Origin of the sequence: Sphaerisporangium sp. NBC_01403 (genome assembly GCF_045040145.1) — a bacterium.
Classification (GTDB): Bacteria; Actinomycetota; Actinomycetes; order Streptosporangiales; family Streptosporangiaceae; genus Sphaerisporangium; species Sphaerisporangium viridialbum.
Map to the genome: position 1 here is coordinate 5,735,884 of NZ_CP109534.1, position 12,662 is coordinate 5,748,545.

The 12,662-nt window shown below is 71.2% G+C and carries 9 protein-coding genes; 5 read left to right on the forward strand and 4 right to left on the reverse strand.

What is annotated here, in order from left to right; genetic code table 11:
* Window positions 1-35 precede the first annotated feature (35 nt).
* On the reverse strand, window positions 36-1,178 hold the full coding sequence (dnaJ, locus tag OG589_RS25540) for a molecular chaperone DnaJ (protein WP_405140256.1): 1,143 nt from the start codon (window positions 1,176-1,178) through the stop codon (window positions 36-38).
* A complete protein-coding gene (hrcA, locus tag OG589_RS25545; RefSeq protein ID WP_405140258.1) occupies window positions 1,179-2,189 on the reverse strand; it encodes a heat-inducible transcriptional repressor HrcA in 1,011 nt (336 codons plus the stop codon).
* A gap of 184 nt (window positions 2,190-2,373) precedes the next feature.
* Here hrcA and OG589_RS25550 point away from each other — a divergent pair, with 184 nt between their 5' ends.
* The 3 genes from OG589_RS25550 to OG589_RS25560 are packed head-to-tail and all read left to right on the forward strand — an operon-like array spanning window position 2,374 to window position 4,937.
* Window positions 2,374-3,366 carry a hypothetical protein gene (locus OG589_RS25550; RefSeq protein ID WP_405140260.1) on the forward strand — a complete coding sequence of 331 codons (993 nt, stop codon included), beginning with the start codon at window positions 2,374-2,376 and terminating at the stop codon, window positions 3,364-3,366.
* Window positions 3,367-3,387: 21 nt separating this feature from the next.
* Complete coding sequence (locus OG589_RS25555) at window positions 3,388-4,218, forward strand: DUF3097 domain-containing protein (RefSeq protein WP_405140261.1); 831 nt, start codon at window positions 3,388-3,390, stop codon at window positions 4,216-4,218.
* Window positions 4,215-4,937 (forward strand): DUF4870 domain-containing protein, encoded by a 723-nt coding sequence (locus OG589_RS25560; protein WP_405140263.1) that lies wholly within the window; start codon window positions 4,215-4,217, stop codon window positions 4,935-4,937. The genes OG589_RS25555 and OG589_RS25560 overlap by 4 nt, the downstream gene beginning before the upstream one ends.
* A gap of 207 nt (window positions 4,938-5,144) precedes the next feature.
* Here the strand turns inward: OG589_RS25560 and hemW are convergent, their stop codons facing one another.
* Window positions 5,145-6,362: a radical SAM family heme chaperone HemW gene (gene hemW / locus OG589_RS25565; RefSeq protein ID WP_405140265.1), complete on the reverse strand. Its 1,218-nt coding sequence runs from the start codon at window positions 6,360-6,362 to the stop codon at window positions 5,145-5,147.
* 204 nt (window positions 6,363-6,566) lie between these two features.
* Window positions 6,567-8,393: a translation elongation factor 4 gene (gene lepA / locus OG589_RS25570; RefSeq protein ID WP_405140267.1), complete on the reverse strand. Its 1,827-nt coding sequence runs from the start codon at window positions 8,391-8,393 to the stop codon at window positions 6,567-6,569.
* Between the two features lie 368 nt (window positions 8,394-8,761).
* On the opposite strand from lepA, the gene rpsT reads away from it, so the two are divergent.
* Both rpsT and OG589_RS25580 read left to right on the forward strand, forming a co-directional pair.
* The gene (gene rpsT / locus OG589_RS25575; protein WP_405140269.1) at window positions 8,762-9,034 is read left to right on the forward strand and encodes a 30S ribosomal protein S20; all 273 of its coding nucleotides are present in this window, start codon (window positions 8,762-8,764) and stop codon (window positions 9,032-9,034) included.
* Between the two features lie 295 nt (window positions 9,035-9,329).
* Window positions 9,330-12,662 carry an FtsX-like permease family protein gene (locus OG589_RS25580; protein WP_405140271.1) on the forward strand — a complete coding sequence of 1,111 codons (3,333 nt, stop codon included), beginning with the start codon at window positions 9,330-9,332 and terminating at the stop codon, window positions 12,660-12,662.

Consider the following 12,662-nt stretch of genomic DNA (forward strand, 5'->3'; position numbering starts at 1 on the left):
AGGCCCGTCGGGCGGATTGTCAGCGGGCGCAGGGGTCAGCGGCCGTTGAAGGCGTCTCTGAGGCGGGAGAAGAAGCCCTGCTGCCCGGGGGCGAACTTACCCGGCGGGCGCTCCTCCCCGCGCAGCTTGGACAGCTCCTTGAGCAGCTCCTCCTGAGCCGGGTCGAGACGGGTCGGCGTCTCCACGTTCACGTGGATCAGCAGGTCGCCCCGGCCGGTCTCGTTGAGCCGCTGGATGCCACGCCCGTAAAGCGGAAGGACGTGACCGGCCTGGGTGCCGGGCCGTACGTCGATCTCCTCCGCGCCGTCGAGCGTCTCCACGGTCAAGATCGTGCCGAGCGCCGCCGCCGTCATCGGGATCTGCACCGTGCAGTGCAGGTCGTCGCCACGCCGCTCGAAGATCTCGTGCGGCCGCTCGACGATCTCCAGGAACAGGTCTCCGGGCGGGCCGCCGCCGGGGCCGACCTCGCCCTCTCCGGCGAGCTGGATGTGGGTGCCGTCCTCGACGCCCGCCGGGATGCGGACCTTGATCGTGCGGCGGGTGCGCACCCGCCCGTCGCCTGAGCACTCCTGGCAGGGGTGCTGGATGATCGAGCCGAACCCGCCGCACTGGGGGCAGGGACGAGCGGTCATCACCTGGCCGAGGAACGACCGGGTGACCTGCGAGATCTCGCCACGGCCGTGGCACATGTCACAGGTGTCGGGATGGGTGCCGGACGCGGCGCCCGACCCCTGGCAGACCTCACACAGCACGGCGGTGTCGACCACCAGCTCGCGCGTGGTGCCGAACGCAGACTCGGCCAGGTCCAGCTCGACGCGGATCGTCGCGTTGCGCCCGCGCCTCGCCCGGGACCTCGGCCCCCGGGCTCCGCCACCGCCGCCGAAGAAGGCGTCCATGATGTCGCTGAACGGGAAGCCCGCGCCGAAGCCGGCCGCACCGGCCCCCGGACCGCCGGCACTGCCGCCGAAGGGGTCGGCTCCGAGATCGAACATCTGGCGCTTGCTCGGGTCCGACAGGACCTCGTACGCCTGGTTGATCTCCTTGAAGCGCTCCTGCGTCTCGGGATCGGGGTTGATGTCGGGATGAAGCTCGCGGGCGAGGCGGCGATACGCCTTCTTGATCTCGTCCTGGCTCGCGTCACGGCGGACCCCGAGGATGCCGTAATAGTCGCGGGCCACCTAGGACCCCGCCAGGATCTGGCCGACATAGCGTGCCACTGCGCGCACCGCTCCCATAGTCACCGGGTAGTCCATTCGCGTCGGGCCCAGCACTCCGAGCCGAGCCAGTTCATTGTCGCCCGAACCGTATCCGGCGGCGACGATCGAGGTGCCGTGAAGCCCGGAGTAGGGATTCTCCGAGCCGATCCGCACCGTGAGCGCGGCCGAGTCGCTCGCCTCGCCGAGCAGCCGCATCAGCACGACCTGCTCCTCAAGCGCCTCGAGGACCTCGCGGAGGCCGACGCTGATGTCGCCCGCGAGGTTGGCCGCCCCGGCGAAGACGATCTTCTCGTCATGCCGGTCGACCAGGGTTTCCAGGAGAACGGACAGGATGGTGGTCGCCACGGGCCGGTCCTCTTCGGGAAGCCGGTCGTGCAGGTCGGCCACCGTCTCGGGCACGCGGTTGAGGCGGCATCCGTCGAGGCAGGCGTTGAGCACCGCCCGCAGATGCGCGATCCGGTCGTCCTCCACCACATTGGGAAGGTCGACGACCCGCTGCTCGACCCGCCCGGTGTTGGTGATCAGCACCAGCATGATCCGCCGCTCGGCCAGCGGCACGAGCTCGACGTGCCGGACCGTGGAACGGATCAGCGATGGATACTGCACCACGGCGACCTGCCGAGTCAACTGCGCGAGCAGCCGCACCGTGCGGGTCACGACGTCGTCGAGGTCGACGGCGCCCGCCAGGAAGGTCTCGATCGCCCGGCGCTCGGCGCCGGACAGCGGCTTGATCTGGGACAGCCGGTCGACGAACAACCGGTAGCCCTTGTCGGTGGGCACGCGGCCCGCGCTGGTGTGGGGTTGTGTGATGTAGCCCTGCTCCTCGAGCACGGCCATGTCGTTGCGCACGGTGGCCGGAGAGACCCCCAAATTGTGCCGCTCCGCGAGCGCTTTCGACCCGACCGGCTCGTTGGTGGACACGTAGTCCTCGACAACGGCGCGCAGAACTGCGAGCTTACGCTCATCGAGCAACGTGCTCACCTCCCTGCCCTGCGTTCGTGCCTGCGTAAACGCCTGGTCTGGCACTCTGTGTTCCCGAGTGCCAAGTGTACGGCTCCGGCCGACAGGGTGCGATAACCCATCCGTACGACCTCGCCCAGCCAGCGGCAAGCCACTTGCTATCCGTCGGCAAGTCGGGTGATCCAGACTCTCCCCCATGAGTGAGAACGACCCCCGGCTGAACGACGCGACGACCCGGCTTCCGCGTCACAACTCCCCTGGCGAGCATGCTCCCCTGCCCGGCTCGCCGTCCGGAGGCGCGCCCGCCGGCGGCGCCCCTTCCTATGGTGGTTCCCCCGCCTACGGCAACACCCCCAGCGCGCCCCCGTACGGCACCCCGGCCGCCCCCTCCTACGGCACGCCCTCGGGCGGTCCCGCCTACGGCGCCCCCTCCGGCGGCCAGGGATACGGCAACCCCCAAGGCGGCCAGGCCGGCCAGGGGTACGGCAACCCCCAGGGCGGCCCTTCCTACGGCCCCTCGTACGGCACGCCCCCTCCCCCGCCGCCCGGCTCGGCCCGGCCGTACGGTTCCCCCGCGCACTCCGCACCCGGCCCCGTACGGCCGCGCGTGCTGTGGATCGTGCTGGCCTGGCTCATCGCGGTCGTCTGCTTCGTGGTAGGGGTCGCGGGTTTCGCCGGGGGGCTGTTCAAGACCATCAACGACGCGGCGCCGACGCAGACCTTCAAGAGCGGCGGCAGCGTGGCCGCCGCGCTCGACCCGAAGGACAAGCCCGTCCTGTACGCCTCGGCGTCCGGGCCCACCAACGTCACCTGCTCCGCGTTGGACGCCGCGGGTCAGAAGGCCACCCTCACCCAGCCGACGTCCTCGCAGACCGTCACGGCTGACGGACGGAAGTGGGAGCTGCTGTTCAACATCGGCGTCCCGGCCGCCGGCACGTACAACATCAGGTGCAAGGCCGAGGAGGGCAAGGACGCGCTCTTCGGCGTCGGCAAGTCGCTGACCGCCAGCCCGGGCGCGCTGGCCGGTGGAGTGGCCTCGCTGATCCTCATCCCGCTGGCCGGGTTCGTGCTCGCGGTCGTCACCACGATCGTCGTGCTGGTCCGGCGCAGCCGCGAGCGCAAGCGCCGGGCGGCCGCCTCCGCCTCCTACGGTGGCGCGTGGCCGCAGGGCACGCCGCCCGGAGCGTGATCTTTGCTAGCGTGCCCAGGTATGCGGGACTACGGACGGGACGTGCTGGCCGGAGACTGGCGGAGGCCGCTACGCGGGAAGATCCCGCAGGTCCCCGCCGAGCCCGACCTCGTGGTGGAGGACGCGGAGGGCGGCTTCTGCGGGGCTGTGGTGGCCTGTGACAAGGAGGCCGTCACGCTGGAGGACCGCTTCGGGCGGCGGCGGGTGTTCCCGCTCGCGCCCGCCGCGTTCCTCCTCGACGGCAAGCCGGTGACGCTCGTGCGCCCTGCCCCGGCGGCGGCGAAGGGCCCGGCACGCAGCGCGTCCGGCTCGATCGCCGTCGGCGGGCTGCGGGCGCGCGTCGCGCGCGAGAGCCGCATCTACGTCGAGGGCGTGCACGACGCGTCCCTGGTGGAGAAGATCTGGGGCCATGACCTGCGCGTGGAGGGCGTCGTCGTCGAGTACCTCGAAGGCGTCGACGATCTCCCTGCGATCGTGGAGGAGTTCGGGCCCGGCCCTGGGCGTCGGCTCGGGGTGCTCGTCGACCACCTGGTCCCCGGGTCCAAGGAGAGCCGTATCGCGGCCCAGGTGTCCTCACCGGAGGTGCTCATCGTCGGGCACCCCTTCGTGGACATCTGGCAGGCGGTGAAGCCCTCCGCCGTGGGTATCCGCGCCTGGCCCGCCGTCCCGCGCGGGGTGCCGTGGAAGGAGGGCGTGATCGACGCCCTCGGCTGGCGGCTTGAGCCGGCGGACGCCTGGCGGCGCATCCTCGGCTCCGTCCACACGTTCACCGATCTGGAGCCGGAGCTCCTGGGCCGCGTGGAGGAGCTGATCGACTTCGTGACGACCGAGGAGACCGAGGAACAGACATGAGCGAGACCCCGCAGGACCGCCGCCCCGACGACGTCCCACGCGACCGGCAGCCCGAGTACGAGCAGCCGCAGTACGGACGGCAGGAGTACGAGCAGCAGGGCCACGGGGCACCGGGCCACGGACAGCAGGGGTACGGACAGCCCGGATACGAGCAGTCCGGGTACGGCCAGCCTGGGTACGGCCAGCCCGGGTACGGGCCAGCTGGTCATGGGCAGCCTGGATACGGGCAATCCGGGTACGGCCAGCCTGGGTACGGGCAGCCTGGGTACGGGCAAGCTGGGTACGGGCAAGCTGGGTACGGGCAGCCGGGGTACGGGCAGCCGGGGTATGGGCAGCCGGGGTATGGGCAGGTGCCCTTCAGGGGGCAGCCGCATGTGCCGGGGAGGTACGGGCCGCGCCCGGGGTCCGACGACACGACGATGTCGATGCTGGCCCACCTGCTCGGTCTGCTCACCTCGTTCATGGGCCCGCTGATCTTGTACCTGGTCAAGAAGGACGAGGCGCCCTACGTCCGCGACCAGTCGGCCGAGGCGCTCAACTTCCAGCTCACGCTGATGATCGCCTACGCGGTGTGCTTCGTGCTGGCGTTCGTCCTCATCGGCGTCCTGCTGATGTTCATCCTGTGGATCGGCTCGCTGATCGTGATGATCATGGCGGCCGTGGCGGCGAACCGCGGCGAGAACTACCGCTACCCGATGACCATCCGCTTCGTCAGCTGACCGATGCCGGCGAGCTGACAAGGACGCCCCCGCCCGAACCCCGGCGGGCCGCGTGAGCCGGGGACCGTGACAGGTCAACCACACGGTTCAGGTCAACCACATGGCTCAGATCGACCACAGGGCTCAGATCGACCACGGAGCCCAAGTCGACCACGGGCCCAGATCGACCACATGCCTCAGGTCAGGTCGGCCGCCTGAGCAAGGGGCTCAGGTCAGGTCGCGTACCAGGGCGTCCGCGAGGAGCCGCCCCCTGAGCGTGAGCACCGCGAGGCCCCTCCTGAAGGCGCCGGGCTCCAGCAGCCCGTCTCCGAGGGCCCGGGCGACGGCCGTACGGGCGTCCGGGCCGATCTCCGCGAGCGGGAACCCCGAGTCGAGCCGCAGCTCCAGCATCAGCCGCTCAACGTGCCGGTCCGCCTCGGACACCACCTCGCGCGCGTGCGCGGGCGAGGACCGGACGGCCAGGCGGGACGCGTAGGCCGCCGGATGCTTGACGTTCCACCAGCGGGTGCCGCCCACGTGGCCGTGCGCGCCCGGGCCCACGCCCCACCAGTCGCCGCCGGTCCAGTAGAGCAGGTTGTGGCGGCACCGGGCCTCCTCGGAGGTGGCCCAGTTGGACACCTCGTACCAGGAGAACCCGGCCTCCGAGAGCATCGTGTCGGCGATGACGTACCTGTCGGCGGCCACGTCGTCGTCGGGCATGGGCAGCTCGCCCCTGCGGATCCGCGCCGCCAGCCGGGTGCCCTCCTCGACGATCAGTGAGTAGGCCGACACGTGGTCGGGGCCCGCCTCGATCGCCGCCGCGAGCGAGGCCCGCCAGTCGTCGTCGCTCTCCCCCGGCGTGCTGTAGATCAGGTCCAGGTTGACGTGCTCGAACCCCGCGTCGTGCGCCTCTCGTACGGCCTGCGCCGGGCGCCCGGAGGTGTGCCGCCGGTCGAGCACGGCCAGCACGTGGTCCTTCGCGCTCTGCATGCCGAAGCTGACGCGGTTGAACCCGCCGGCCCGCAACCCTTCGAGGTAGGCGGGGTCGACGGACTCGGGGTTGGCCTCGGTGGTGACCTCGGCGCCCGGGGCCAGCCCGAACTCCTGGTCCACCGCCCGCAGGATCTTCACCAGATCACCGGCGGGCAGCAGGGTCGGCGTGCCCCCGCCGAAGAACACCGTCTCGACGGGCAGCTCGGCGTCCCCGAGCACCCTGCGCGCCAGCCGTACCTCCTCGATGGCCGTGTCGGCGTAGTCGGCGCGGGAGGCGCCGGGGCCCAGCTCGGTGGCGGTGTAGGTGTTGAAGTCGCAGTATCCGCAGCGGGTCACGCAGAACGGCACATGGACATAGAAGCCGAACGGCCGCGTGCCGAGGCCCTCATGGGCGCTCGCGGGCAGCTCGCCCGACGCGGGAACGGCATCGCCGTCGAGAAGTACGGAAGGCACGCTCCCAGTCTGCCGCCCGCGGCACGGTGCCCCCGCCACCCTGTGGATAACCCGCCGTATGACGGCGCCGACCACGCCGGTCGTTCCGGCGCCGGAACATGAGCACAGCGGTGGCGGCCGGACAAGCAGGACAAGCAGGCGACCCGGTTCCATGAATGATCACCGGGCGCCGTGCTCAGTGTGGTTCGACCTGGCGGGAGAGGATTACTTCTTGGCCTTGTCGGCGGCGGGACCCTCGGTGGAGAGCGCGGCGACGAAGGCCTCCTGCGGCACCTCGACCCGGCCCACCATCTTCATGCGCTTCTTGCCTTCCTTCTGCTTCTCCAGCAGCTTGCGCTTACGGCTGATGTCACCGCCGTAGCACTTGGCGAGAACGTCCTTGCGGATGGCGCGGATGTTCTCGCGGGCGATCACGCGGGCGCCGATGGCGGCCTGGATCGGCACCTCGAACTGCTGCCGGGGGATGAGGTCCTTGAGCTTCTTGGCCATCTCGACGCCGTACGCGTAGGCCTTCTCGCGGTGGACGATCGCGCTGAAGGCGTCGACGGCCTCGCCCTGGAGCAGGATGTCGACCTTGACGAGGTCGGCCTCCTGCTCGCCCGAGGGCTCGTAGTCGAGCGAGGCGTACCCCCGGGTGCGCGACTTGAGCTGGTCGAAGAAGTCGAAGATGATCTCGCCGAGCGGCAGCGTGTAGCGGATCTCCACGCGGTCCTCGGAGAGGTAGTCCATGCCGAGCAGCGCCCCCCGGCGCCCCTGGCAGAGCTCCATGATCGCGCCGATGTGGTCGGACGGGGAGAGCAGCGTCGCCTTGACCACCGGCTCGTGGATCTCGGCGATCTTGCCGGCCGGGAACTCCGAGGGGTTGGTGACGACGAGCTCCTTGCCGTCCTCCATGACCACCCGGTAGATGACGTTCGGCGCGGTGGAGATCAGCGAGAGGTTGAACTCGCGCTCCAGCCGCTCGCGCACGATCTCCATGTGGAGCAGGCCGAGGAAGCCGCAGCGGAAGCCGAACCCGAGGGCGGCGGAGGTCTCGGGCTCGTAGACCAGGGCCGCGTCGTTCAGGCGCAGCTTGTCGAGGGCCTCGCGCAGCTCGGGATAGTCGTCGCCGTCGATGGGATAGAGGCCGGAGTACACCATCGGCCTCGGGTGGTCGTACCCGCCGAGCGGCTCCTCCGCCGGCCGTACGGCCGAGGTCACCGTGTCGCCGACGCGCGCCTGCCGGACGTCCTTCACACCTGTGATGAGGTAGCCCACCTCGCCGACGCCCAGGGACACGGACGGCACCGGCTCCGGCGAGATGACGCCGATCTCCAGGGTCTCGTGGGTGCCGCCGGTGGACATCATGACCGTGCGCTCGCGCTTGGAGAGCTGCCCGTCGATCACCCGGACGTAGGTGACGACGCCCCGGTAGGTGTCGTACACCGAGTCGAAGATCAGCGCCCGCGCGGGGGCGTCGGCGTCGCCGACCGGGGCGGGCACGTGCTGGACGACGTGGTCGAGCAGCTCCTTGACGCCCACTCCGGTCTTGCCGGACACCCTGAGCACGTCGGACGGGTCGCACCCGATCAGGCCGGCGAGCTCCTGGGCGTACTTGTCGGGCTGCGCGGCCGGCAGGTCGATCTTGTTGAGCACCGGGATGATGTGCAGGTCGGCGTTCATGGCCAGGTAGAGGTTGGCCAGCGTCTGCGCCTCGATGCCCTGCGCCGCGTCCACCAGGAGCACGGCACCCTCGCAGGCCTCCAGCGACCGGGACACCTCGTAGGTGAAGTCGACGTGGCCGGGCGTGTCGATCATGTTGAGCACGTGGCCGTCCCACGGCAGCCGGACGGCCTGCGACTTGATGGTGATGCCGCGCTCGCGCTCGATGTCCATGCGGTCGAGATACTGCGCGCGCATCTGCCGGGCGTCGACCACACCGGTGAGCTGGAGCATCCGGTCGGCGAGCGTGGACTTGCCGTGGTCGATGTGCGCGATGATGCAGAAATTGCGGATCAGCGCGGGGTCGGTCTGGCCAGGGTGGATGCGCACCGGGGTCCGTTCGGCAGGATTGACGACGATCAGAAGGCTGTCAGGGCAGCCGCTAACCATGGTGGCACGCCCGGGTGGTCACCCGGACAGCGTCACCTGGACAGCAGATCGGCGCGGCGGTCGCGCCCGCACACCGCCCGGACGAGGTGTTTCGCCTCGCCTCGCCGGCGTGCCGGTGCCGCGCTCGGAGTCCAGTTTACCGGCACCAAGACCGCCAAGCTCGCCGCTGCGCTAACATAAGGGTGCAGGGGTGTGCCGTGGCCTCCGATTTGAGCGTGGGTCCGGCATGTTGGTACCCTGTTCAACTGCGTGTGGCGCGCCCTCTCTGCCCGCGCGCCCCATCCACCGACTTTCACCGAGGCTTCTTCGTGGCGAACATCAAGTCCCAGATCAAGCGCAACCGGCAGAACGAAAAGGCCCGGCTGCGTAACAAGGCCGTCAAGTCGTCCCTGAAGACGGCGGTTCGCAAGTTCCGCGAGGCCGCCGAGCAGGGCAACGTGGATGAGGCGGCCGTTCTCATGCGCGCCGCCTCGCGTCAGCTCGACAAGGCTGTCAGCAAGGGCGTCATCCACAAGAACCAGGCGGCGAACCGCAAGTCGGCGATCGCCAAGCGCGTCGCCAACCTCGAGCCCGCCAAGTAGGCTCAGGCATCCCACAACGCCGTGTCCCCCGCGGACGCGGCGTTTTGGCATGCCTTGACCCTTCTTGACCCCCGCCCGGGTCGGGATCCGCACCGATGTCCGCAGAGGCGGACCTCCGCCCTGGTACGAGCCCTTGCGTCCACGCGAGGGTTTCAGGAAATGTCCCGATTTCGATATCACACGATAATTTCCGCCGGATACCGGATGCATCACCGTGACGCCCGCGCTCTCTCTCCTCGTCCAAAGCCCTAACTAGGGTGTGCGAAACGGGGAACAGGGCAGCGGAAGGCGGGTCATGCGGGGGCGGACACCTCTGGTGCTGCGGCGTGCGTTCAGCGAGCCACTGCTGCTCTTCGCCGCCTTCGGCTCGATCCTTCTCGCGACCACGACGCTGGTGGCGCTCACCATGTACGCCTCCACGGTCGCCGGCGCCGGCGTACGGCGTGCCATGGAGACGGCCTCGACCCGGACCACCGCGACGACGATCAGCGCGCCCGTCCAGCGGGACACCTTCGCCGCCACGGAGAAGGCCGTACGCACCCGGCTGGGCGCCCTCGGGGCGAGCGACGGCCACGGGCCCGTGCCGCTGGACGTCACCCTCAGCGCCCGCTCCGACTCCTACGCCCTGCCTGGACAGGAAGGGCTCAAGCACCCCGAGCTCACCCGGTTCGCGACGTACGACGGGCTGGAGCGTCAAGGACGGCTGCTGGAGGGCGCGTGGCCGAGGCCCGCGCCGCAGGGCGTCATCGAGGTCGCGATCTCCCAGCCGGCCGCCCAGTCGATGAACCTCAAGGCCGGCGACGAGTTCGGCATCGAGGGCCGCCTCGACCACAAGACCGTCCGCGCCAGGCTCACGGGCGTCTTCCAGCTCGCCGACCCGTACGCCGACCGCTGGAGCGGCGAGGAACTGCTGCGCAGGGGCGTCGAGCGCGGCGGCTACACGACCTACGGCCCGCTCATGGTGCCGCGCGAGACCTTCCTCGCGCGCTTCACCGCCACCAGCGTCTCGGTCACCTGGACCGCCGTCCCCGACCTGCGGGACCTCACCCAGGAGCGGCTGAGGCCCTTCGCGACCGTGGTGGCGAACCTCGGTGAGGACCTGAAACGCGACTGCCCCTCGTGCGAGACCTTCAGCCGCCTGCCCGAGATGCTGACCCAGCTCAACCAGGCCGCTCTGGTCGCGCGGTCGACCATGCTCGTCCCGGTGCTGCAACTGCTGCTGCTCGCCGCGTACGCGCTGGTCCTGACCGCGCGGCTGCTCGTCGACCACCGGCGCATGGAGGTGGCGCTGCTGCGCTCGCGGGGGGCGGGGAGCGTGTGGCTGGCGGTGCTCACCGGCTCCGAGGCCCTGCTGGTGGCGATCCCGTGCGCGGTCATCGCCCCGTTCCTGGCCCCCCTGCTGCTCCGCCTGGTGAACGCGATCCCGTGGATCCAGGCGGCGGGAGTGCGCATCGCCCCCGAGGCGGGGCTCGCCACCTTCACCGTGTCCGCGGCGGTGGCGCTGGCCTGCGCGGTCCTGCTCATGCTGCCCGCCCTGCGCGGCGGCCGCCGTACGTACGTGGAGGAGCAGGCGGCGCGCGGACGGGGTGACTCCCAGGGGCTGCTGCAGCGGGCGGGCGGCGACGTGGCGCTCCTGGTGGTGGCGGCGCTGGCGATCTGGCAGCTCCAGCACTACGGCGCTCCGGTCACCGCCACGGCGGGCGGCGATCTCGGCATCGACCCGCTGATCGTCACCGGCCCGGCGCTGGCGCTGCTCTGCGGCGGCATGCTCGGCCTGCGGCTGGTGCCGCGCGTCTCGCGGATCGTCGAGCGGTTCACCTCACGGCGCCCGAGCCTCGCGCCCGCGCTGGGCGCCTGGCAGGTGAGCCGCCGCCCGATGCGCTACTCCGGGCCCGCCCTGCTGCTCACCATGGCCGTGGCCATCGGCGTGGTCTCCATGGCGACCTCGGCGACCTGGCGCACCTCGCAGGTCGACCAGGCCAGGCACCAGGCGGGAGCCGACCTGCGCGTGTCAGGGCCGGTGGAGGCGCCCGAGCTCGGCCCGCTCGGCAAGGGCGCCACCTTCGCGGCCCTGCCGGGGATCACCGAGGTCAACCCGGTGTACCGGGGCACGGCGACCTTCTCGGACGGGGCCGGGACGCTGCTCGCCGCCGACACGGCCAAGCTGGGCCCGATGCTGATGCTGCGGGCCGACCTCGCCGGCCATCCGGTGACCACCCTGGCCGCGCGGCTCGCCGCCGGAAGGCCCGGCGCCCCCGTCGTCCCCCTGCCTGGCACGCCGAAGAAGCTCACCCTGGACCTGCGGCTCCGCCTCGACCAGCCGTCCCTGAGCGCCGCTTACGGCGACCTGAGCGTGCGGATGGTGATCGTCGACGCGCTGGGGGTGCAGTGGAGGGTCGCCCTTGGGCCGCTGGTCGCCGACGGGAAGCCGCATCAGGTCGCGGTGGACCTGTCCGCGCTCGCGGGGAGGTCGGGAAAGCTGAGCTACCCGCTCGGCATCAGGGGGTTCTCCGTGGGGGTGCCGATACCCGCCACGGGCACGGGCCTTGAGCTGGTGGCCGAGGCGGTCAGGACCGACACCGGCGCCGAGGTGACCATGCCCGGCGGCGTGCGATGGGGGCACGTCGCCCGGGGAGTCACAAACATCCCCGGCGAGCAGGTCACCACCGGCCCCGCCCTGTTCACCCTGACCGTCCCCGCGCCGAAGCCCTCAGAGGACCCGATCGCCCTGGAGGACGTCGCCGTGGTCGCCGCGCCCGCCGGAGTCCCGAACGCCGACCTGTTCACGCAGGCGGACGGGCCCTCCGATGGCGGGGAGCCCGCGAAGGCGGCGATCTTCAGGCCGCTGCCCGTGGTGATCACCTCGGACATCGCGGCACGGGAGAAGCTCCCAGAAGGCGGGAGCGGCGTGCTGACGCTGGACGGCGAGCCGATCAGGGTCACCGTCGCCGGAGTCGTCCAGGCCATGCCGGGGACCCCGGCCGGGACCGCGGCCGTACTCGCCGACCTACCCAGCCTGCAGGCGCAGGACATCGCCTTGGCCCTTGACCCGCGCGTCGCCGGGGAGTGGTGGATGTCCACGCGGGACGGCGACACGGCGGCGGCGGTCACCGCGCTGGCCACCCACATCGAGTGGGACCAGGCCGTGGTGGACCTCGGCTCGCTGACCCGGCGGTTCAGGGACGACCCGCTCGCCAGCGGGCTCCAGGGAGCGCTCATCCTCGGCTTCGCCGCGGCGCTGATCTTCGCGGTGCTCGGCTTCCTGGTCAACGCGGCCGTGGCGGCGCGGGAGCGGGTCGCGGAGTTCGCGATCCTGCGCGCCCTCGGGGTGAGCTTCCGCCAGATCTTCGGCCTGCTCGCCGTCGAGCAGGCGTTCCTGATCGGGCTCTCACTGGTCGGCGGCACGCTGCTGGCCGTCGGGGTCGCGTCGCTGGTCGTCCCGCACATCGTCCTGACCGGCCAGGCGGCCTCGGTGACCCCGGCCGTGCTGCTCGACGTCCCCTGGCCCGCCACGCTCGGGATGCTGGCGGGGATCACGGCGCTGCTGTTCGCCATCATCGCCGGCCTCACCCGCTCGCTCCGACGTCAGGGCCTCGGCCGCGCCCTGCGCATCGGGGACGACCGATGA